Annotated in this window: 19 protein-coding genes; 6 read left to right on the forward strand and 13 right to left on the reverse strand. The window is 35.0% G+C overall.

The annotated features are described in order from the left end of the window. The first annotated feature begins 33 nt into the window (after window positions 1-33). From AC3IS6_RS07310 to AC3IS6_RS07320, 3 genes are all read left to right on the forward strand, one after another. Entirely contained in the window at window positions 34-2,040 is a 2,007-nt protein-coding gene (locus AC3IS6_RS07310) for a TonB-dependent receptor plug domain-containing protein (protein ID WP_489164302.1), read from the forward strand. A 142-nt stretch (window positions 2,041-2,182) separates the two neighbouring features. Beyond that, the gene (locus tag AC3IS6_RS07315) at window positions 2,183-2,524 is read left to right on the forward strand and encodes a heavy-metal-associated domain-containing protein (protein ID WP_489164303.1); all 342 of its coding nucleotides are present in this window, start codon (window positions 2,183-2,185) and stop codon (window positions 2,522-2,524) included. 129 nt (window positions 2,525-2,653) lie between these two features. Further along, window positions 2,654-3,334, forward strand: a complete 681-nt coding sequence (locus tag AC3IS6_RS07320; protein ID WP_173966575.1) for a DedA family protein — start codon at window positions 2,654-2,656, stop codon at window positions 3,332-3,334. A 205-nt stretch (window positions 3,335-3,539) separates the two neighbouring features. Here the strand turns inward: AC3IS6_RS07320 and rodA are convergent, their stop codons facing one another. The 6 genes from rodA to purH all read right to left on the reverse strand — a co-directional run bounded on the left by rodA (window position 3,540) and on the right by purH (window position 10,794). Beyond that, window positions 3,540-4,775 carry a rod shape-determining protein RodA gene (rodA, locus tag AC3IS6_RS07325; RefSeq protein WP_173966574.1) on the reverse strand — a complete coding sequence of 412 codons (1,236 nt, stop codon included), beginning with the start codon at window positions 4,773-4,775 and terminating at the stop codon, window positions 3,540-3,542. Window positions 4,776-4,790: 15 nt separating this feature from the next. Further along, window positions 4,791-6,755 carry a penicillin-binding protein 2 gene (mrdA, locus tag AC3IS6_RS07330; protein ID WP_489164304.1) on the reverse strand — a complete coding sequence of 655 codons (1,965 nt, stop codon included), beginning with the start codon at window positions 6,753-6,755 and terminating at the stop codon, window positions 4,791-4,793. Beyond that, window positions 6,752-7,258: a rod shape-determining protein MreD gene (locus tag AC3IS6_RS07335; protein ID WP_246253240.1), complete on the reverse strand. Its 507-nt coding sequence runs from the start codon at window positions 7,256-7,258 to the stop codon at window positions 6,752-6,754. The genes mrdA and AC3IS6_RS07335 overlap by 4 nt, the downstream gene beginning before the upstream one ends. Further along, entirely contained in the window at window positions 7,251-8,075 is an 825-nt protein-coding gene (gene mreC, locus AC3IS6_RS07340) for a rod shape-determining protein MreC (protein ID WP_489164305.1), read from the reverse strand. Before mreC ends, AC3IS6_RS07335 begins: the two co-directional genes overlap by 8 nt. A 109-nt stretch (window positions 8,076-8,184) precedes the next feature. Beyond that, window positions 8,185-9,213, reverse strand: a complete 1,029-nt coding sequence (locus tag AC3IS6_RS07345; RefSeq protein WP_007804822.1) for a rod shape-determining protein — start codon at window positions 9,211-9,213, stop codon at window positions 8,185-8,187. Window positions 9,214-9,267: 54 nt separating this feature from the next. Beyond that, window positions 9,268-10,794, reverse strand: a complete 1,527-nt coding sequence (gene purH, locus AC3IS6_RS07350; protein ID WP_489164306.1) for a bifunctional phosphoribosylaminoimidazolecarboxamide formyltransferase/IMP cyclohydrolase — start codon at window positions 10,792-10,794, stop codon at window positions 9,268-9,270. A gap of 166 nt (window positions 10,795-10,960) precedes the next feature. On the opposite strand from purH, the gene AC3IS6_RS07355 reads away from it, so the two are divergent. Both AC3IS6_RS07355 and AC3IS6_RS07360 read left to right on the forward strand, forming a co-directional pair. After that, window positions 10,961-12,208, forward strand: a complete 1,248-nt coding sequence (locus tag AC3IS6_RS07355; RefSeq protein WP_489164307.1) for an ABC transporter permease — start codon at window positions 10,961-10,963, stop codon at window positions 12,206-12,208. A 97-nt stretch (window positions 12,209-12,305) separates the two neighbouring features. After that, window positions 12,306-13,352 carry an NAD(P)-dependent alcohol dehydrogenase gene (locus AC3IS6_RS07360; protein ID WP_489164308.1) on the forward strand — a complete coding sequence of 349 codons (1,047 nt, stop codon included), beginning with the start codon at window positions 12,306-12,308 and terminating at the stop codon, window positions 13,350-13,352. Window positions 13,353-13,522: 170 nt separating this feature from the next. On the opposite strand, the gene AC3IS6_RS07365 is transcribed toward AC3IS6_RS07360, so the two are convergent. The 5 genes from AC3IS6_RS07365 to tamL all read right to left on the reverse strand — a co-directional run bounded on the left by AC3IS6_RS07365 (window position 13,523) and on the right by tamL (window position 19,400). Further along, window positions 13,523-13,891, reverse strand: coding sequence for a lipocalin-like domain-containing protein (locus AC3IS6_RS07365; protein ID WP_489164309.1), 369 nt, complete (start codon window positions 13,889-13,891; stop codon window positions 13,523-13,525). A gap of 54 nt (window positions 13,892-13,945) precedes the next feature. After that, window positions 13,946-14,347 (reverse strand): helix-turn-helix domain-containing protein, encoded by a 402-nt coding sequence (locus AC3IS6_RS07370; protein WP_489164310.1) that lies wholly within the window; start codon window positions 14,345-14,347, stop codon window positions 13,946-13,948. Between the two features lie 428 nt (window positions 14,348-14,775). Then, window positions 14,776-15,630, reverse strand: a complete 855-nt coding sequence (gene accD / locus AC3IS6_RS07375) for an acetyl-CoA carboxylase, carboxyltransferase subunit beta (RefSeq protein ID WP_017498373.1) — start codon at window positions 15,628-15,630, stop codon at window positions 14,776-14,778. Between the two features lie 82 nt (window positions 15,631-15,712). Beyond that, window positions 15,713-16,780 carry a class II fructose-bisphosphate aldolase gene (gene fbaA, locus AC3IS6_RS07380; protein WP_173966567.1) on the reverse strand — a complete coding sequence of 356 codons (1,068 nt, stop codon included), beginning with the start codon at window positions 16,778-16,780 and terminating at the stop codon, window positions 15,713-15,715. 58 nt (window positions 16,781-16,838) lie between these two features. Next, complete coding sequence (gene tamL, locus AC3IS6_RS07385; RefSeq protein ID WP_489164311.1) at window positions 16,839-19,400, reverse strand: translocation and assembly module lipoprotein TamL; 2,562 nt, start codon at window positions 19,398-19,400, stop codon at window positions 16,839-16,841. Between the two features lie 37 nt (window positions 19,401-19,437). Between tamL and AC3IS6_RS07390 the strand changes: the two genes are divergently transcribed. Then, on the forward strand, window positions 19,438-20,166 hold the full coding sequence (locus AC3IS6_RS07390; RefSeq protein ID WP_489164313.1) for a TrmH family RNA methyltransferase: 729 nt from the start codon (window positions 19,438-19,440) through the stop codon (window positions 20,164-20,166). A gap of 9 nt (window positions 20,167-20,175) precedes the next feature. On the opposite strand, the gene porT is transcribed toward AC3IS6_RS07390, so the two are convergent. Both porT and ubiE read right to left on the reverse strand, forming a co-directional pair. Then, complete coding sequence (gene porT, locus AC3IS6_RS07395) at window positions 20,176-20,886, reverse strand: type IX secretion/gliding motility protein PorT/SprT (protein ID WP_489164314.1); 711 nt, start codon at window positions 20,884-20,886, stop codon at window positions 20,176-20,178. A 1-nt stretch (window position 20,887) separates the two neighbouring features. Further along, window positions 20,888-21,619: a bifunctional demethylmenaquinone methyltransferase/2-methoxy-6-polyprenyl-1,4-benzoquinol methylase UbiE gene (gene ubiE, locus AC3IS6_RS07400; RefSeq protein WP_173966563.1), complete on the reverse strand. Its 732-nt coding sequence runs from the start codon at window positions 21,617-21,619 to the stop codon at window positions 20,888-20,890. Window positions 21,620-21,761 lie beyond the last annotated feature (142 nt).

Genomic DNA, 21,761 nt, shown 5'->3' on the forward strand with positions numbered 1-21,761 from the left:
CAGCCTTCTAATTAACATTAAAATCATTTTTTCATGCAAAAAAATATAATGCTTTTTGTTGTGTTTTTGCTTTCAGTATCCATGTTTTCGCAAGAAGATTTACAGGAAGTGAAAATTACAAAAAAACAGAAAGGAATAAAAAAATCCTATACCCTTACTGCCAATACATCTGTTATCACAAGCAAAGAGTTGCTAAAAGCAGCCTGCTGTAATCTAGCCGAGAGTTTTGAAACAAACCCTTCAATAGATGTGAATTTTTCTGATGCTTTAACAGGAACGAAACAAATTAAAATGCTTGGCTTGACAAGTCCTTATTTATTAATTAGCGAAGAGAATCTTCCTTCGGTACGAGGAGCTTCACAAGCTTACGGCTTATCGTTTACTCCGGGAACATGGATAGAAAGTGTTCAGATTACAAAGGGAGCGGGGAGTGTTATTAATGGTTACGAGAGTATTTCAGGACAAATTAATACTGAGCTTTTAAAGCCATTAAACGACATTCCATTTTTCTTAAATGCTTACGGTTCTACCGATGCCCGTTTTGAATTAAATACCCATTTTAATAAAAAATTATCGGATAAATGGGCGACGAGTTTATTTGTTCATGGTAATGCCCGTGTAGCAAAAAACGACATGAATGACGACGGCTTTTTAGACAATCCGTTGGGGAAACAAATTAACGTTTTAAACCGTTACCAGTATTATAATCCCGATAACGGTTTGGTGAGTTTTATCAATTTCAGATATATGAATGATAAGAAACAAACCGGAGAAGTAGATTTCGATAAAGATACCGATCGCGGGACAAAAAATCATTGGGGTTCAGAAATAAATACTGAGCGTTTTGATGTTTCTACTAAGATAGGATATGTGTTCAAAGACATGCCGTATCAAAGTATTGGTTTTCAGAATGCCTTTAATACCCATAATCAAAACTCTTATTTTGGTTTGAGTCTTTATGATATCAGACAAAATAGCTTTTATTCGAATTTAATTTTCAATTCGATTATTAACAATACGAAGCATAAATTCTCTACCGGTTTAAATTTTGCTTACGATCAGTATCAGGAATTTGTAAACGCAAATGATTACAGTCGAATTGATAATTCAGTTGGAGCGTTTTTCGAGTATACTTATGATAATACCGATAATTTTAGTTTGATTTTGGGAGGTAGAGTAGACAATCATAATCGATTGGGGCTATTTGTTACGCCGCGTCTGCACATGCGATACAATCCCTGGAAGTTTGGTGTGCTTCGTGTTTCTGCCGGAAGAGGGAAGCGTTCGGCTAATATTTTTGCCGAAAATCAGCAGCTTTTTGCAAGTTCCAGAACGTTTTCAATTTTAGATCAAAGTGGAAAAATTTATGGATTGAATCCCGAAATCGCATGGAATTATGGAGTGAGTTTTTCTCAGAAATTCCGTGTTTTTAATAAAAATGCTGAAGTTGGATTTGATTTCTATCGTACCGATTTTCAAAATCAGGCCGTTGTCGACTTGATGCAAAGTCCGCAGGATGTTTTGTTTTACAATCTGAAAGGAAGTTCGTTTGCCAATAGCTTTCAGTTAGAATTCAATTTTGAATTTATCCATAACCTGAATTTAAGAACGGCTTACAAGTATTATGATATTCAAACGGATTATTTGCGTGGTACTTTTCAGCGTCCCTTACAGGCGAAACACCGTTTTTTAGGGAATTTGGAATATGAAACCAAGCTGAACAATGATAAACAATGGAAATTTGATTATACTTTTAACTGGTCCGGAAAACAACAATTGCCTTATACAGCGTCAAACCCGACTGCAGATCAGTTTCCTGATTTTTCGCCTTCGTATGCGGTGATGAATGTTCAGATAACGAGAATTTTTTCGCCTGTTTTTGAAGTATATGTAGGAGGGGAGAATATTGGAAATTACAAACAGGACAAAGCCATTTTAGGAGCTTCAGATCCATTTGGTCCTAATTTTGATGCTTCTGTTGCGTATGCTCCTATTTTTGGACAGATGTATTACGCAGGATTACGATTTAAGATAAAATAGAGGTAAAATGTGAAATGTGATCTGTAAAAAGTGATCTGTAAAATGTAAAATATAAAAATTTATTCAACCATCTTACATCTAGCATCTCACATAAAACATCTCACATATAAGATAAAAATAATAACACTAAATAATAAACAAGATGAATAGAATAATTTTAATGGCGCTGATTACTTTTTTAGGATTCTCGGCTCAGGCACAAACGAAGAAAAACAAGAATTTAAAGTATACAACCGAGGTAAATGGTACCTGCGAGCAATGCAAAAAACGTATTGAAAAGGCGGCCTTTAGTGTTCCGGGAGTAAAATCGGCAAGCTGGGATATTAGTACGCATCAGCTTGCGGTGATTTTAAACGAAGAAAAATCATCTCCTGCAGATTTGAATGCTGCTGTAGCTAAAGTTGGACATGATACTAAGGACGTTAAAGCTACGGATACCGATTATGACAATTTGCATTCTTGCTGTAAGTATGTAAGAGAATAAAAAACAGCAGAGCCCGGGTTTATACTCGGGCTTTTAATAGTTAATTTATCTTTAAAATATGGCTTTTAATTGTGGTTGAAGCAAATTATTGCTAATTTCACAAACTTATAAATATAACCAAACGCATTTATGAATAATTTTGATTGGACGCAATTAATCAACCCTGAATTTTATATAACATTAAGCATTGGAGGGGTTCAAATTGGTTTATTTATTGTTCTCTTTATAGTTTTTGCAGAAACTGGACTTTTTGCAGGATTTTTTCTTCCGGGAGATAGTTTACTTTTCTTAGCAGGGATTTACAGTCGTGATTTAATGCAGAACGTTGTTGATATTCCGGCAGATTTTCTTAATGTCTTTATACTTTCAACCCTTGTTGCCATAATGGGAGTTTTGGGGAATATGACCGGATATTGGTTTGGAGCGAAAAGCGGTTACTATTTATTCAAAAAGGAAGATTCTTTCTGGTTCAAGAAAAAGTACTTACTGCAATCAAAAGATTTCTTTGAGAAGTACGGTGGAAAAGCGATTATCTATGCGCGTTTCCTTCCAATTTTCAGGACTTTTGCTCCTATTGTTGCAGGAATTGTTTCTATGGATAAACAAAAATTTATGTTCTATAATGTTTTGAGTTCTTTCTTATGGTCGTTTATATTGATCTTCGCAGGACACTATTTATATGGCGTGTTCCTGAAAGAAGGAATAGACTTAAAACATCACATTGAATACATCATTATTATAATTGTAATCATATCTACATTTCCGGTATTGGTAAAGCTTTTTAAAAAGAGACCAAGCGAAAAGATATAATTAAAATAGAAGGTATAAAAAAGTCCGAAACAGTTAAGTTTCGGACTTTTTTTATGGGATATATTTTCTTTTGTGAAATGTGAGATGTAAAGTGTGAAATGTGAGTTGTGAAATGCAACTCTAAATGTCAACTTCTGAATCGTTGTGCCTCCGAATAAAAACTTAGCACCTTAGTACCTCAGAACCTTAGCGTCTTAAGAAAAAACTACCATTCATTCACTTTATTGGCATCCATTTTTAAGAAGATAAACAACAGAATTGTGAATCCCCAGAGTCCGGAGCCTCCATAAGAAAAGAAAGGCAGAGGGACCCCAATTGTTGGGAAAATTCCAATAACCATGGCAATGTTAACAAAGAAGTGGGTGAATAAAATTCCAGCAACACAATATCCATATACCCTGCTAAATTTTGTTTTCTGTCTTTCAGCTAAGTAGATGACTCTTAGAAATAGCCCCACGAAAAGTGCAACTACAACTAAAGATCCTGCAAAACCCCATTCTTCACCAACGGTTGTAAAGATGTAATCGGTGTGTTGTTCAGGAACGAATCCTCCTTTGGTTTGAGTTCCTTCGAGGAAGCCTTTTCCGATCCATCCTCCTGATCCAATAGCAATTTCAGATTGATTGGTGTTGTATCCAATACCTTTCATATCTACACTTTTTCCTAATAAGATATTAAAACGGTCACGGTGATGCTGTTTAAAAACGTTATCAAAAACATAATCTACAGAGAAAACAAAACCTGAGATAATAAGCAGAAGAATACCGCTTAAGATAATGTTTCGGTCAACTACTCTTCCTTTAAAATGTATGATGGTTAAAACTCCCAGAGCAATTAGAATAACTACATAGGGCTCCAGAACGAGTGTTAATACAAATAATAGTATGGTGATAAAGCCGGTCCAAACATACCAGGATGGCAAACCTTCTCTATATAATACAACAATGAAAATACTGTAGATTAAGGCACTTCCCGGATCGGGTTGAGGTAAAATCAATAATACCGGTAAAAATACAATGGCCAGGGCCTGAATCTGTCGGTTGGTATCTTTCAGGTTGATTTGTGTATCACTTAAATATTTGGCCAATGCCAATGATGTAGCGGCTTTAGCAAACTCGGATGGTTGTAAAGTGAAGCTTCCTATGGCATACCAACATCTTTGTCCGGCAATAGTTTTTCCAAATAAAAATAAACCGGCTAAGGATAATAACGAAACTCCAAAAATAATAGTTGCGTATTTTTCGTAGAATTTTCCGTCCACAAAAAGCACCACAAAAATTAGAGGGATAGTACATCCAATAAAGATTAATTGCTTTTGGTAGGTTCCTTCTGTTGATAGTAATGATGAAGAATAGATATTTAGCCACCCTAATATCACCAACGAAATGTAGATAAAAACGCTTATCCAGTCAATGTTATTTTTTACACTTTGATTTTTCATTTGAAATAATCTTTGTTAGTTCTTTTTAGTGGTGTCTGATACTGTCTTCTTTACTTCTGCTTTAGGTGTTACCGGCTTAGGGGTAATAATTTTAGCTTTTAAAAGAGAATCTTTTGGAGTAGATTCAATCGCGCTGGCTTCGTTCATACCGCCTAATTTTGCATACTCACTTGCTAAGCTTTTGTTTAGGACCCGGGTTTCTAAATCGGTTCTTGTGATTTTATGTCTTAGATATTTTTCAATCATTAAACTGGCAATTGGACCTGCTACTGTTGCTCCGAATCCTCCATTTTCAATCATAATTGCGATTGCAATTTTCGGATTGTCTTTAGGTGCAAAAGCGACAAATATAGAGTGGTCTTTTAGCTGTGTTCTTTTTCCGTTAATTTTTGCAAAATTCTCTGCCGTACCCGTTTTTCCGCAAATATCAATACCCTCTACGCGAAGTGCGTAAGCCGTTCCTTTGTTATAAACATCAAACAAACCGCTTATGACCGGTGGGAAATACTTTTGGTCAATTGTGGTAACGTGTTTGGTGGTGAATTTAGCGTCAATTTTCTTTCCTTCAATTTTTTTAATAATGTGAGGCGTGTAATAGTAGCCTTGATTGGCTACAGTTGCCATCATATTGGCTAGTTGAATAGGAGTCATTAAAACTTCTCCCTGACCAATGGAATTGGATACAATGGTTGTGCTTCTCCAGCCTCCGTTAGGATAAATTTTCTTATATGTTTTTGATGTCGGAATGTTTCCTCTTTTACCTGTTGGTAAATCATACCCCATAAACTGTCCTAATCCAAAACTTTTTACGTGGTCACTCCAAACGTCAACCGCCTTAGCGGGATTTGAATATTTGTTTATAGTTAACATGTAAGATTGTGCAAAATAGGTATTACAGGAATTGTAAATTCCGTTATGTAATTGATGAGGTCCAAAACCGTGACATTTCATAAAGCGACCTCTACCATAACTAAATCCATGATGACACATAAAAGTAGTTTGTTCGTTTATAACGCCTTCCTGCAAAGCAACCAGACCTGTCAGGATTTTAAACGGAGAACCCGGAGGATACTCGGCCAAAAGCCCTCTGTCGTAGAGTGGTTTTGCAATTGAATCGTGATACAAAAGGGTATAGTTTTTAGAACGCTGTCTTCCAACTAAAATTCCAGGATCATAAGAAGGTGCAGTTACTAACGCCAGGATTTCCCCCGTTTTAGGTTCGATAGCGACAATTCCTCCTCTTTTATTGATCATTAGCTCTTCTCCGTATTTCTGAAGCTCAGCATCAATTGTTAGATTGATATCTTCTCCGGCTACGGCAATAGTATCGTACTTGCCATCTTTGTAAGAGCCAATTTCTCTGTTGTATTTGTCTTTCTGGATGTATTTTACGCCTTTAATACCGCGTAGGATGTCTTCATAGCTTTCTTCAACACCTTGACGTCCAATTAAATCCCCGCTATTGTAGTAAGGGTTTTTAGCGATCAAACGTTCGTTTACCTGAGTGATAAAGCCAAAAATGTTTGCACCGTAATCTACTTCATAGTCACGAAGAGAGCGCTTTTGAAAATAGAAACCTTCATACTTTCGAATTTTTTCCTGAAAAGCTGCAAACTCATTCTTGTTCAATTGTGATAAAAATACCGAAGGAAGTCTTGGGCTGTATACCTTAGCTTTTGCGATTCTTTTGTCGTAATCTTCTCGGGTAATGTTCAATAAAGCACAGAATTCAGGGATATTAAGGTCTTCCTTGATTTCTCTGGGAATTACCATGATGTCATAAGAGGCCTGATTGGCGACTAATAATTTTCCATGTCGGTCATAAATATAACCCCTTTCAGGATAGTCATATTTTTTCTTTATCGCATTATTTTCGGATTTTAACTTAAATGTATCATCGATAATTTGCAAATAAAAGATCCTAATCACTAGCAAAGATGCTGCAATAATAATTAAAGAGGGCAGCAGAACTTTTCTCATCGTTTATTAGGCTTAATAAGGTAAATTATGATAATTGAGGTGATTATTGTAAAGATAGAACTAAATAAAGTTCGGAGTAAAACATCCAGAATAAATTTAAACTGAAAAGCTTCTAGTATAAATAACACGATATGATGCAATACAACAGAAACCAGAATAAAAGAAAACCGTTCAGGGGTTAAGGAATCATTCAGCTTAATGGTTTGATATTCGTAACTAAGCCCAAAAGAGAATTTAAAAATGTAAGGTCTGTAATAAGCAAGTACAAGACAAGCTGTTGCGTGAATCCCGCCTGAATTACAAAACATGTCCATGATAATTCCAAGTAAAAAGCTCGATACAATCAAGCCGGTTCTGTTGCTGTTAACCGGATACAAAATAATGTACAAGATGTATGGGAAGGGACTTATGTACCCTAAAAAATTCATATTATTGAAAATAACAACCTGAATTGCTAGTAACATAATAAATCGAAAAATATTGAGTAACAAAGCGCTATTCATTTTTTCCCTTGTTTTCTAAATTAATAAGTTCTTCTCTGTCCTTACTTTTGATGATATATACGTGTCCAAGATTGGTCATGTCGTTAAATAGCTTAACTTTTATAACATAAAAACTTGAATTTTCCTTTTTGTATATATTTTCTACAGTACCAATATTAATTCCTTCCGGGAAAATTACAGATTGCCCTCCGGTTACGATGGTATCTCCTTTTCTTACAGAAGCTAATCTAGGAACATCTTCCAGTTGTACAAAGCCTGTGCTTTTTCCATCCCAGGTTAAAGAACCAAAGTGGTTTGTCTTTTTTAGTTTAGCATTTATCTGTGATTTCATATTCAAAATACTCACAACAGTTGCGTATCTTGGTGAAGTATTGTCTACAACCCCAATAATTCCTAAGCTATTGATTACTCCCATATCTGGTTTAACACCATCATTTGATCCCGAATTAAGCGTGATGAAATTTTCGTGTGTGTTGTAGGAATTGTGAATTACTTTTGAAACAATAATGTCCGCAGGCTTAACCCCTTTTACGCTGTCTGCTAAAGGTAGTTTTGAGGTGTCTTGTTTATTGAATAATAGACTTTTTAATCTTGCGTTTTCAAGTACAAGTTCGTCATTTTCAGTTCTTAAGTTCAAATATTCGTTTACGTGATTGATTTTCTCATAAACACCTCCGGTTAAAAAATTAGCCGAACTGATTATTTTACTTCTGTGGTAAGAATGTGATTGAACTGAGAGTGCTAACGAAATACCTAAAAGCAGCAAAAACAGCAATCGATTACTGTTTCTTATAATGAAATTAAAAATTTGCTGCATTTCTTGTTTGGTTATTTTGTTTCAGGATATGCTTTTGGTTTCAAAATTTATTAGAGTTGAATGTTTGAATTCAACTCTAATAAAAATATATTGATTGTTATTTTGAATCTTATTTGATTAAGATACTTTTAAATTTCGCAATGTTTTTAAGCGCCATTCCGGTTCCGCGAACAACAGCTCTTAACGGGTCTTCAGCAATATAAACAGGTAAATCTGTTTTTTGCGAAATACGCTTATCAAGGCCTCTTAACATAGATCCACCACCAGCTAAGTAAATACCTGTATTGTAAATATCGGCTGCTAATTCAGGAGGAGTCTGAGATAATGTTTCCATTACCGCGTCTTCGATACGTTGAATTGATTTGTCAAGTGCTTTTGCAATTTCACGGTAAGAAACATCTACCTGTTTAGGTTTACCTGTAAGTAAGTCTCTACCTTGAACTGACATATCTTCTGGTGGTCCGTCTAAATCTTCGATAGCGGCACCAATTTGAATTTTTATTTTTTCAGCAGTACTTTCTCCAACAAAAAGGTTGTGTTGTGTACGCATATAATAAACGATATCGTTTGTGAAAACGTCACCTGCAATTTTTACAGATTTGTCGCATACAATTCCGCCTAATGCAATAACTGCGATTTCAGTTGTACCTCCTCCAATATCAACAATCATGTTTCCTTTTGGTTGCATAATATCGATACCAATACCAATTGCAGCTGCCATTGGCTCATGAATTAAGTAAACTTCTTTTCCATTTACTCTTTCACAAGACTCTTTTACAGCTCTCATCTCAACCTCAGTAATACCAGAAGGGATGCAAACCACCATTCTTAAAGCTGGAGTAAACATTCTTTTTTTCAATGCAGGAATACTTTTGATGAACATATTGATCATCTTTTCTGAAGCATCAAAATCTGCAATTACACCATCTTTCAAAGGCCTTATGGTCTTGATGTTTTCATGCGTTTTACCTTGCATCATATTGGCTTCCTTACCAACAGCAATGATTTTGCCTGATATTCTATCACGTGCAACGATCGACGGACTATCAATAACAACTTTATCATTATGAATGATTAAAGTGTTTGCGGTACCAAGGTCTATCGCAATATCCTCGGTCATGAAATCAAAAAATCCCATAAGTTTTTTAGGGGTTTAAAATGTTATAAATTATTTTGAACAAAGTTAAACAAATTAATGTTTAAAATGACGTGTTCCCGTAAATACCATTGCAAGATTGTTTTCATTGCAATAATTTATGCTTAATTCGTCTTTTATTGAGCCTCCTGGCTGAATAACAGCAGTTATTCCTGCTTTTTTGGCTAATTCTACACAATCCGGAAACGGGAAAAATGCATCACTTGCCATTGAAGCACCGGTTAAATCAAATCCAAAGGCTTTTGCTTTGTCAACTGCTTGAACTAAAGCGTCTACTCTTGAAGTCTGACCTGTTCCTGACGAAATTAATGTTCCGTTTTTGGCAAATACGATTGTATTTGATTTGGTGTTTTTACAAATTTTTGAAGCAAATATTAAATCTTCTATCTCTTCAGCTGTAGGCTCAGTAATAGTAACGGTTTTTAAATGCTCTTTAGTATCTGTAATATTATTTCTGTCCTGAATTAACAAACCATTAAGACATGTTCTTACTTGTCTTGATGGTAATTCAACTTCATTTTGAATTAATATGATTCTGTTTTTCTTTTCTTGTAAAACAGCAATTGCTTCTTCATCATAACTTGGAGCAATTACTACTTCGCAGAACAACTTGTTGATTTCCTGTGCTGTATCCAGGTCGATTTTAGTATTTGCAATCAAAACACCTCCAAAAGCCGATGTAGGATCACAAGCCAAAGCTGCTAGATAAGCCTCGCTGATTGTTTTTCTTGAGGCCAAGCCACAAGCATTGTTGTGTTTTAAAATAGCAAATGTTGGTCCGTCAGTTTTAAACTCATTAATTAAGTTTACTGCGGCATCAACATCTAATAAGTTGTTGTATGATAATTCTTTTCCGTGAACTTTTTTGAACATAGCATCAAAATCACCAAAGAAAAATCCTTTTTGATGAGGGTTTTCCCCGTATCTTAAAACCTGACCATCTGCAATACTTTCTTTGTAAATGGTTTCGTCAGTATTGAAATAGTTAAAAATAGCGCCATCGTAGTGAGATGAGACGTGGAACGCTTTTGTAGCAAGTAATCCTCTGTTTTCAAGAGTTGTTGCTCCGTTTTGCTCTGTAATCAAATCTAAAAGCAGGCTGTATTCGTTTACTGAAGCTACAATTACGGTGTCTTTGAAGTTTTTTGCACCGGCACGGATTAATGAAATTCCGCCAATGTCAATTTTTTCAATAATATCCTGCTCGCTTGCACCTGAAGCAACAGTTTTCTCAAACGGATACAAATCAACAATTACCAAATCAATTTGTGGAATATCAAATTCCTTCATTTGCTGAACATCACTTTCGTTATCCTGACGGTTTAAAATTCCACCAAAGATTTTCGGGTGAAGTGTTTTTACTCTTCCTCCAAGAATCTCAGGGAAAGAAGTGATGTCTTCAACAGGAACAACAGGAATGCCAAGATTTTTTATAAAATCTTCAGTTCCTCCAGTCGAGTAAAGTGTTACGTTTTGTTCGTGTAATTTTCTAACGATTGGCTCTAAACCGTCTTTTGAAAAAACAGATATTAATGCCGATTGTATTGTTTTAGTTGTGCTCATCGTGTAGTTATGATTTTTGAGACTGCAAAAGTAGTTTTTTTAAACCTTATTTTAAAGAAAATTAATGTAACATTATGCTAAAAAAAACTACTGATGAGTAAGTTAACTTTTATTAGGTTTTTGATTTTAAATTATTGAATTTTACTTTATTGAAAAATACTACTATATGCTTGTTTATCTTAGATTATTAAAAGAAAGTTTGAGCTTTGCTGTTAATGCTTTGCGAAATAATAAACTACGAACTTTATTGTCTTTGTTGGGAGTAACAATTGGGATTTTTTCAATTATTGCTGTTTTGGCGGCAGTTGATTCTTTAGATCGTAAAATTTCTAAGGATTTAAGCAGCTTAGATAAAAATACGATTTATTTAGTGAAGATGTCTTTTGGCCCAACTGAAATTCCGCAATGGAAAAGAGATCAGTTTCCAAATGTGAAATACGACGAGTACATAGGACTTAAAAATTCTCTTACGAATACTGATCAGGTTGCTTATCAGCTTTTTGTAAAAAGGGAAAGTTTAAAATACGATTCGAAGACAGTTAGCGATGTAAATATTGTTCCTTCGTCAAATGAAATGGTTGATATTGACGGATTGACTTTAGAAAAAGGAAGATTTTATACCGAATCTGAATCGAATTCCGGAGCTGCGGTTATTGTTTTGGGATACGAAATTGCTGAAGGACTTTTTGGTACAAGTGATCCTATTGGAAAAAATATTCGTTTGTACGGACAACGTTTTACCGTTATTGGTGTAATTGCAAAGCAAGGTGCGGGTTTTTTTGGAGAAAGCTATGATACCACCGTTTATTTACCTGCTAATTTTCTTCGTCGAATGTATGGTGACAGTGATGCCATGACCCCCGTAATTGTTATAAAACCATCGAAAGGGATAGATATGGACGCTTATAAAGCGCAGGTTGCACAGAAATTAAGAGCAATGCGCGGAATGAAAGCCGGCGAAGCAGATAATTTTTTCATTAATGTACTTTCTGGTTTTACCGATTTTATAGATGGGATTTTGGGACAGATGAATGTTGTGGGATGGATTATTAGTGGATTTTCTCTTTTGGTTGGCGGTTTCGGAATTGCGAATATCATGTTTGTATCCGTAAAAGAAAGAACCCATTTAATTGGAATTCAGAAATCATTAGGAGCTAAAAATCGATTTATTCTATTTCAGTTTTTATTCGAAGCGGTTATTCTTTCTGTTATTGGCGGAATAATTGGCTTGCTGATGGTTTGGGGTATTGCCCTTATTTTGACAAAAGTACTTGACTTTGAATTTGTTTTAAGTACAGGAAATATAATTTTAGGGACCGGCCTGGCTGCAATTATCGGATTAATTTCCGGGATATTACCGGCTATCTCTGCCGCAAATTTAGATCCGGTTGAAGCGATTCGAACCGGGATGTAAGCACACTACAGAAAAAAATCATTTGTAGATCATTTTAATTTTGGTGTTGCTGTTGAATTTTATCGTAATTTTAATACCCTAATTTAAAAACGATAATATGATACCAGTAAAAGCTTATGCAGCCTATGATGCTGTAAATCCGTTAAAACCTTATACGTTTGAAAGAAAAGAAGTTGGTGCTCATCAGGTTCAGATCGAAATTTTATACAGTGGCGTTTGCCATTCTGATATTCATACTGCAAAAGGCGACTGGGGGCCTGTTGACTATCCTTTAGTTCCCGGTCATGAAATTGTTGGCCGAATTGTAGCTGTTGGAAGTGAAGTCTCTAAATTTAAAGTTGGAGAACTGGCTGGGGTAGGCTGTTTCGTAGATTCTTGCAGAGTTTGTCCAAGCTGTCAGTCGGGTGAAGAGCAATTTTGTGATGAAGGAATGACAGGAACTTATAACAGTGTCGAAAGAGGAACCAATATTCCAACCCGTGGAGGATACTCAAACAGTATTATTGTTGATGAAAGTTATACCCTTCATGTTTCTGAAAAACTGGATATTAAAGGAGTTGCTCCGCTACTCTGCGCAGGAATTACTACTTACTCTCCGTTACGATATTTAAAAGTAGGTAAAGGGCATAAAGTTGGAGTTTTGGGACTTGGCGGTTTAGGACATATGGCTGTGAAATTTGCAGTTTCTTTTGGTGCCGAAGTTACAATGTTAAGTCACTCTCCTTCAAAAGAAGCTGATGCGAAGAAATTAGGAGCACATAAATTTGCTTTAACCTCAAATCCTGAAACAATGGAATCGTTGGCGAATAGTTTCGATTTTATCCTCAACACTGTTTCTGCAAAACACGATCATAATGCCTATCTGAATTTATTAACTACTAACGGAACCATGATTGTTGTTGGAGCTCCACCAGCACCCGCTGAAATTCCTGTTTTTACTTTAATCATGAAAAGAAGAAGCATTATTGGAAGCTTGATTGGAGGAATAAAAGAAACTCAGGAAATGTTAGATTACTGTGCTGAACATAATATTACTTCTGATGTTGAGATTATCGATATGGGGTATATTAATGAAGCTTACGACCGAATGAATAAAAGCGATGTGAAGTATCGTTTTGTAATTGATATGGCTTCTTTGAAGTAGTTTTTTTAAGGTTCAGAGAGGCAAAGGTTCAAAGGTTTTTTTTCTTTGTGTAAACTTTGCGAGCCTTGCGGTTAAGATTTAAACGCAAGGCTCGAAGAGTTTTTTATTTTGAAGATTTGGTATAAATTTTAGTATTCCTTAATGTCTAAAGACTTCCGGTTTTTAAGGTATTAGTTGTCTACCTTTTTGTATTCTAGAGTTCCAAGCTGATCTTGAGTAATCACACGTTTTTGACTGTCGAAGTATTCAATTTGAAATTTCACAGGCATTAAATCAACCGTAACAGTTAAAGCATCGTTGTTTTTTGAGAGCTTCCATTTGCCGTTGATGCTTTTTTCTCCTACAATTCCTGTAAATTTCCCATCTTCATTGAAGACCTGAAAAACCTGATCACTTTTAAATTTCTCTTTTATATCTTTTTCTTTTCCGTTTTTAGTAAGTTTTACCAATTGCCATTTGCCTACCAATTCTTTTGACGTTTGTGCCTGGATGGAGAATGAAACTAACATAATTAGTGCTAAAAAAACAATCTTTTTCATAAGGTTATAATTTTAAAGTTAGGTTTTGAGGAACTAATATGTTTTTGAAAGAATTTATTTTTCTTTCAGTAATTTTTCTAAATACTCAACTTTTTCTTTTTCTGACTGAATCATACGCTCGTAAAGTTCAACTACTTTATCTATAGGATTGAAAGAACAGTGACTTGGGCTGAATATCCCATTTACTCCACTGCTAGTGCTGTTGTCGTAAAAATTATTGAAGTAACTAATCATATTTTCGTCTGTAAAGTTTTTTATAGCTTCAACACTTACGCCAAGTGCTTTTGCTACTTCTGCAAGTTTTGCATCGTCTATGGTCTCGCTGTTTTCTATTGCAGATACGGTCTGCTGAGATGTTCCTAAAGCTTGAGCCAAAGCTTCCTGCTTCATATCTCTTAGTTCACGAATACGACTAATTTTTCGTCCTATATGATTGGGTTTTGTTGCTGTGCTCATAGTTCAAAGATATTTATATTGCTTAAAAAAAAGTGGTTTTGGTAGAAAACAAGTTAGTTTTTGTTAAATACATTTTCTGGTAGTTCGCTTGGGTACAAAAACTGTTATTTATGTATCAAAAACAAAAATACAATTTTTCAGACAAGTATTAATTAGTTGCGATTAAAATTATAAGTTGCGAAAAATTCCGTATGAATGGAATATTGATAACAATATGATTTATCGCGTTGAAGTTGGAGTTAGGATTGAGGTCAAGCACCGATAAAAATTCCGTAGGAATGAAATGTTGGTAGCAACGGAATTTATTCCGTTGAAAAAATGAAAACGCAATTCAGAAGTTCCGTAGGAACGATACATTTTATCCCGCACAAAAAAATCCCAAGAAAAATATTTTTCTTGGGATTTGGTATAATTTAGAAGTTTAAAAACTATCTAATATCGTTATTCTGAATCAAATCGATATACAAGTTGATTTTGTCTTTTAATTCTTTTCTTGGCGTGATAAAGTCAAGGAAACCGTGCTCTAATAAGAACTCAGCAGTTTGGAAACCTTCCGGTAAATCTTTTCCTGTAGTATCACGAACAACACGTGGACCGGCAAAACCAATCAAAGCACCTGGCTCAGAGATGTTGATGTCTCCTAACATAGCGTATGATGCAGTTGTTCCTCCGGTTGTTGGATCTGTACAAAGTGAAATGTATGGTAGTTTAGCTTCTGCTAATTGCGCTAATTTCACAGATGTTTTTGCTAATTGCATTAAAGAATAAGCAGCTTCCATCATACGAGCTCCACCAGATTTAGAAATCATTACAAAAGGTAATTTGTTTTTGATCGCGTGATCAATACCTCTGGCGATTTTTTCTCCTACAACAGCTCCCATAGATCCACCGATAAAGGCGAAATCCATACAGCAAATTACAAGTTCTTTTCCTTTAGATTTTCCCACTCCGGTACGCACAGCGTCCTTTAAGTGTGTTTTCTCCATTACATCTTTTAATCGTTCTGCATATTTTTTTGTATCCACAAAATGCAGAGGATCTTTAGAAGTCATGTTTTTATCTAATTCAACAAACTCATTATTGTCGAATAAAATTTCAAAATAGGTTGCGCTTCCAATTCGAACATGAAAATCATCTTCCGGGCTTACAAATAAGTTTCGGGCTAATTCGTCAGCGTCAATAATTTTTCCTGTAGGAGATTTGTACCACAATCCTTTCGGAACGTCCATCTTGTCTTCAGTAGCAGTTGTAATCCCTTTTTCCTGTCTTTTAAACCAAGCCATATTGAGTGTTTTTTTTGTTTCAGGTCTCAAGTTTCAAGTTGCGAAACCTGAAACTTGAAACCTGAAACTTTCAACTTTTTTATTATAATGTATTTACGTTATTCAAGTCTGCAAAAGCTTGTTCAAGTCTTGTGTTGAACGTTACTTCGCTTTCACGTACCCATTTTCTTGGGTCGTAATATTTTTTGTTAGGAACATCAGCGCCTTCTGGGTTACCAATTTGAGTTTTTAAATAGTCAATGTTTTTAACCATATAATCACGAATTCCTTCTGTGTATGCAAATTGTAAATCGGTATCGATATTCATTTTGATTACTCCGTATCCAATTGCTTCTCTGATTTCTTCAAGTGTAGAACCTGAACCTCCGTGGAAAACGAAATCTACCGGATTATGACCAGTGTTGAATTTGTTTTGAACGAAATCCTGAGAATTTTTTAAGATTTTTGGAGTTAATTTTACGTTTCCTGGTTTGTAAACACCGTGAACGTTTCCAAAAGCAGCTGCAATTGTAAATTTAGGGCTTATTTTAGATAATTCTTCGTAAGCAAAAGCTACTTCTTCTGGTTGTGTGTATAATTTTGAACTGTCAACGTCAGAGTTGTCAACACCATCTTCTTCACCACCTGTAATACCAAGTTCGATTTCTAATGTCATTCCCATTTTGCTCATTCTTGCCAAGTACTCTTTACAGATTTCGATGTTTTCTTCGATTGGCTCTTCAGACAAATCGATCATATGAGAACTGTATAATGGTTTTCCTGTTTCTGCAAAATGTTTTTCAGAAGCATCTAATAAACCATCAATCCAAGGTAATAATTTTTTTGCACAGTGGTCAGTATGAAGAATTACAGTTGCTCCGTAAGCTTCTGCTAAAGTATGAATGTGTTTTGCTCCGGCGATTCCACCGGCAATTGCTGCTTTTTCTCCTGCATTAGATAATCCTTTTCCAGCGTTAAATTGTGCTCCTCCGTTTGAAAATTGGATAATAACCGGTGCGTTTAATTTTGCTGCAGTTTCAAGAACTCCATTGATTGTACTTGAACCAGTAACGTTTACTGCAGGTAAAGCAAATCCTTTTTCTTTCGCATAGTTAAAAATTTCCTGAACCTGATCTCCTGTAGCTACCCCCGGTTTAATATTGTGTGCCATTGTAATTTTTTTTAGTTGTTTTTAGTTTTTAGGTTGCAAAAATAAGAATTAATTAGCATTAGAATGGATAATTTATTCCAAAATTTAAAACCGAGTGTCCAAAATTGTATTCTTTAAACCAGCGATCTCCCTTCTCATGTGCTGGGTTATAGGTCTTAAAGCCCATATCCAAACGAATAACAAAAAAGCTCAAATCGTAACGTAAACCAAATCCCGTACCTAGTGCAATTTCAGCTAAATCGTTTACGCCAGAGAATTTTGCCTTCTCGTCAATCACATTATCGAGCACATTCCAGATATTTCCGGCGTCTGCGAAGATGGCTCCTTTAACACTTCCAAAAATTTTAAAACGAAGTTCGGCACTCATTGCAATTTTCATATTGGCCTCATTAAAATCGTTTACCGCATCGGTACTTCCCGGACCTAAAGCGTATGGCTGCCACGCGCGGTTGTCATTTGAACCTCCCGCATAATAACTTCGTGAAAACGGAATGTAGTTTGAGTTACCAAATGGAATTGCAATTCCGAAAAATGTTCGTACAGCCAGTACTTTTTCTTTTCCAAAATCCCAGTGTTTGATATAATCAAACTCGGTTTTGATGTATTCTGAATACTCGAGATTGAAAATTTCATAATTGTTGTTTACATTTTTTTGAAATTTTCCAACACTTGAAATAGCCGACAATAAAGTACCAGCCGATTCTATTTTAGTTTTAAACTGATAAAAAGTATTATCGGCAAGATCTTTTTTAGTGGTCTTGGTAAAAGTATAGCTTGTGGCTAATATAAAATCATTTTCGGTCAGACGGACTCTTCTTTCTTCGATGCTTTCTACATCTCTATAGTTCGGATCTGAAGGAGTCAGAGTTGTTTTAGCTGATAAGACATCACTAGTAAATCCGGTAGTTCCCTTTGGAATGGTTAAGTTCTGAGTATTTGGATCGTCAAAATACTCCTGATTTTTATTATAGATTTTCCCAATGTTATTTAACTCTCTATAAGAGGAGGTGTAAACGTTAAAATAGTTATTCGGATTTAAATTACGTACAAATTGTGCATTAAGCAATTCAAATTTTGCTGTATTTCCTCGTTTCGGAGACCAGTTATAAGCAATACCTCCGGTGAAATTTTCTTTGTCCAGACCAATGTTTCTTTGTTTGGAAAAACCTCCGGCAATACTGGTGGAAGGAATCATTCTTTTCGGAATAATTTTTTCAGTTCCGAAGGGCAATAAAATCCTTGGGAAATTTAGTTTTAAATCAACACCATATTCTGAAACGTTGAAGAAATTGTTGTTGGGATTTGCCATATCCCGTGATGAACCTAAATTCAAACGGGTAGAAATTTCTAAAGTTTCAGCTCTGTTAAAAACGTTTCGAATCGTTTCGGAAATACTGGCTCCGATACCAAAATCCTGAATGTTAGAATGCGTAACGTCAAAAGTAGCTCCGAAACTATATTTTTTTCTAGGTGTGAGGTAAACATTTGCAATTAAGGACTGTGCGGTCGAGTCGCGTTTGTCAACTTCATATTGAATAGACGGATAGTTGAAAATTTTCAAATTGTTCAGATATCTTGAAGAAAGGGTGGTTCTGGTATCCGAGAAAGTACTTCCCTTACTGATAAAAACCGCATCGGTAATGGCGCGTGGTTTGTATTTTAGTTTTTTATAACTGTATAGGTTAAAGTTGTTGTAAGTGGTGCTATCTGTAATTTTATTTTTTGCATTTGCAGCAGAATAATCGGTGTAGATGTTTACATCGCTGATTTTGTACAATTTAAAAGGTTCTGTTCTGCTGGAATCTCTTTCCTGGATGTTGTTGTTGTTTACAATTAGCATTACATTGGCTTTGTCTTTTTTGCCAATGGTATCAATATCAAAAGTCACATAGGTAGGTTGAAAATAATAAGCACCATGATTTCGAAAGTAGGTGGTAAGACGATTTTTTTCTTCTTCAAAATCACTGGTTTTGTATTGTTTTCCTGATTTTAAAGCTGAAGGATCGTTGTTAACTTTATATAATGAGTCTAAGGCAGGAGTCATTATTTTGGTTTTAATAGTATCTAAAGTATAGGCTGGACCAGTTTTGATATTGTAATTTATCTTTGCTTTCTTCCTTCCGACACTGTCAACGGTGTAATCTGTAGCAACTTTAAAATAACCATTGTTGAAATAATAATATTTTAAACGCAGGAGTGTTTTCTTTGTTTTTGAAGTATCAATAATTACTGGTGCTTCACCAGTGCTTTTTAAGAATTCATGAATACCTTTGTACATGAAAGATTGTCCAAGACGATCGACTTGTTTTGCTGATAAAAGTTTTGACTGGCGTTCGTATAAACCCGGATTGTTCTTGAATTTAGCCTGATACGTAGAATCCGGATTTAAATTTGCTAAGTTGTATAAATTCAAACGAAGACGATATCCTAATAGGGTACCATTTGGTTTTTGGTACATTTGATTAAAGGCAGTTTCGTCGTTAGTTGACTTGCCATTTACAAGAATAGTATTTTTAACAAGAAGATTTTTTCCATCAGGAACTCTTTTTACAGCATCACAAGCGCAAATAAATATTGCTATTAGGATAAATGCTATTATTTTTGTGGAATTCTTTTTCAAGTGTTCTTAAATATTTAATTCAAAAGTACATTATTTTATGGTTAGTAAAAACCAAATAAAACTTATCTCAGGTTTACATCAAAAAAAGCAACGTTTTGCAAATCAATTGTTTTTCGCCGAAGGAGTAAAAGTAATTCAAGAATTGTTGCAATCCAATTTTGAATTAGAGCATTTATACACGACTCTAAATGATTTTGAAGAGGTTCATTCTTCAAAGCGAACACTGATTTATGAGCAGGAACTTAAAAAAATAAGTGCTTTGTCTACTCCTAATTCCTGTTTGGCGGTCTTTAAAATCCCTGCTGAAAACGAAATAATCAATTCGGGCTTAATTTTGGCTTTAGATGATATTCGCGATCCCGGAAATTTAGGCACAATCTTGCGTCTTTGTGATTGGTTTGGCATCAAGCAAATTGTTTGCTCTAAAGAAACCGTTGATATTTACAATCCAAAAGTGGTGCAAGCTACAATGGGTTCTATCACCAGAGTAAATGTTAATTATGTTGATCTCGAAACTTTTATAACTCAAACAGAATTACCTGTATTTGGAACTTTTATGGATGGCGAAAACATCTATAGATCCAATTTGCCTCAGGATGGAATCATTATTATGGGTAATGAAGCCAATGGTATTTCGGCAGAAATTGAAAAAATGGTAACAAGCCGAATCACAATTCCAAGATTTGGGGAGCTACAAAAAACTGAAAGTTTAAATGTAGCTACAGCAACAGCAATTATCCTTAGTGAATTTAAACGAAATAGTTAAGTATTTGTTTTAATGAAAAGTGAAATTTATTAAAATAGCTCTTGATTTCATAGAATCGATATTATCCGTCCATGGACTAGGTCCATTTGCCGGATTATCACGAATAAGTTCATCGGATATACCAAACATTCCTCGTATAGAAGGAGAGAAGATGAAATATTCAGAGAAAATGTCAATTCCAAAGCCCAGTTCGTAAGCGGCGGTCCATTGTTTAACTCTGAATTTTCCTTCAAAGTTATCGTCTTTTGATTTGGCGTTACTTGATAAATTGAGTGTCGTAGACATCCCTCCAACTAAATATGGACGGATGTTTCCGGTACGCAAAGCAGAGAACTTTAAGAGTAAAGGAAAATGGATGTATGTACTGTTTACCTCTCTTAGATAGTCTTTCTGTAAAGGTAAATTTGGGAAGTATAAGTCGCGTTTTGTATAGTATAATCCAGGTTCAAAACGAAGATTGATGTATTCCTGTAATCTTAAATCGGCTACAACACCAACGTTAAATCCAGTAGTCTTTTTTGTCTGAATATCGGGGCCGGGAGCTTTGTAGTCAAACTTAAAATCGAAGCTGTTAAACCCAAGATAGTAACCAAAATACAGGCGCTGTTTTTGCCAGTTTTCAAGATTAATAATAGGATCTTTGCTAAACATACTCTTAGCAAATTGCGAATATCCTTGTGTCGATAAGACTAATAAAAGTAAGACTACAGTTTTTTTCATACTATTTTTTAGATGCAGAATAAATGGTTGCAACGCCAAAAGTTTGAGGCATCGCTACAACATCTATAAACCCAATTTTTCTTAAAATATTGTTCAATGCTTCTCCGTAAGGAAAAACTGCGGCAGATTCAGATAAATAACCGTATGCTGAATTGTCTTTAGAAAACAGTTTTCCTATAATTGGAAGGATATTTTTGCTGTAAAATTTATAACCTTGTTTGTAGGGTGTTTTGTCCGGAACCGAAGTTTCCAAAATTACAAAAACACCATTTGGTTTTAAAACTCTTAAGATTTCTGCAAAACCTTTTTCCAGATTTTCGAAATTTCGAACTCCAAATCCAACCGTTATAGCATCGAAATAATTGTCGTCAAAAGGTATTTTTTCAGAATCTCCTAAAACTAAATCGATAGTATTGGATAATCCTTTTGCCTGAACTTTTTTCTTTCCTACTTCAAGCATTCCGGCTGAAATGTCCAATCCAATGATTTTTTCAGCATTTGTTTGTGACATTAAGATAGCCAGATCACCTGTGCCGGTTGCTATGTCAAGAATGATTTTTGGTTTTGTATCCGAAACAATTTTGAGTACTTTTTTTCTCCATTTGGTATCAATTCCAAATGAGATCACACGATTTAAATTGTCATAGTTACCGGAGATGTTGTCAAACATTTGGGCAACCTGCTCTTTTTTACCTAAAGAAGAGTCTTTATATGGGGTTATTTTTTCAGACATTTTTTTTATTTACGCAAATATAATACAATCTGTCTTAACTGTAATTGGGTTTTTTATTTTGTGTCTTAATTGTTTTAAGAGTAGGTTTTTAATTGGTGCGGAATATCATATTTCTGAGCATCACCAAAAATGGTTATTTTGA

It is taken from the genome of Flavobacterium sp. KH_035 (genome assembly GCF_057839565.1).

Coding starts and splice junctions, on each gene's coding strand:
- AC3IS6_RS07310 (WP_489164302.1), top strand. CDS start 34: ATGCAAAAAAATATAATGCTTTTTGTTGTGTTTTTGCTTTCAGTATCC.
- AC3IS6_RS07315 (WP_489164303.1), top strand. CDS start 2,183: ATGAATAGAATAATTTTAATGGCGCTGATTACTTTTTTAGGATTCTCG.
- AC3IS6_RS07320 (WP_173966575.1), top strand. CDS start 2,654: ATGAATAATTTTGATTGGACGCAATTAATCAACCCTGAATTTTATATA.
- rodA (WP_173966574.1), bottom strand. CDS start 4,775: ATGAAAAATCAAAGTGTAAAAAATAACATTGACTGGATAAGCGTTTTT.
- mrdA (WP_489164304.1), bottom strand. CDS start 6,755: ATGAGAAAAGTTCTGCTGCCCTCTTTAATTATTATTGCAGCATCTTTG.
- AC3IS6_RS07335 (WP_246253240.1), bottom strand. CDS start 7,258: ATGAATAGCGCTTTGTTACTCAATATTTTTCGATTTATTATGTTACTA.
- mreC (WP_489164305.1), bottom strand. CDS start 8,075: ATGCAGCAAATTTTTAATTTCATTATAAGAAACAGTAATCGATTGCTG.
- AC3IS6_RS07345 (WP_007804822.1), bottom strand. CDS start 9,213: ATGGGATTTTTTGATTTCATGACCGAGGATATTGCGATAGACCTTGGT.
- purH (WP_489164306.1), bottom strand. CDS start 10,794: ATGAGCACAACTAAAACAATACAATCGGCATTAATATCTGTTTTTTCA.
- AC3IS6_RS07355 (WP_489164307.1), top strand. CDS start 10,961: ATGCTTGTTTATCTTAGATTATTAAAAGAAAGTTTGAGCTTTGCTGTT.
- AC3IS6_RS07360 (WP_489164308.1), top strand. CDS start 12,306: ATGATACCAGTAAAAGCTTATGCAGCCTATGATGCTGTAAATCCGTTA.
- AC3IS6_RS07365 (WP_489164309.1), bottom strand. CDS start 13,891: ATGAAAAAGATTGTTTTTTTAGCACTAATTATGTTAGTTTCATTCTCC.
- AC3IS6_RS07370 (WP_489164310.1), bottom strand. CDS start 14,347: ATGAGCACAGCAACAAAACCCAATCATATAGGACGAAAAATTAGTCGT.
- accD (WP_017498373.1), bottom strand. CDS start 15,630: ATGGCTTGGTTTAAAAGACAGGAAAAAGGGATTACAACTGCTACTGAA.
- fbaA (WP_173966567.1), bottom strand. CDS start 16,780: ATGGCACACAATATTAAACCGGGGGTAGCTACAGGAGATCAGGTTCAG.
- AC3IS6_RS07390 (WP_489164313.1), top strand. CDS start 19,438: ATGGTTAGTAAAAACCAAATAAAACTTATCTCAGGTTTACATCAAAAA.
- porT (WP_489164314.1), bottom strand. CDS start 20,886: ATGAAAAAAACTGTAGTCTTACTTTTATTAGTCTTATCGACACAAGGA.
- ubiE (WP_173966563.1), bottom strand. CDS start 21,619: ATGTCTGAAAAAATAACCCCATATAAAGACTCTTCTTTAGGTAAAAAA.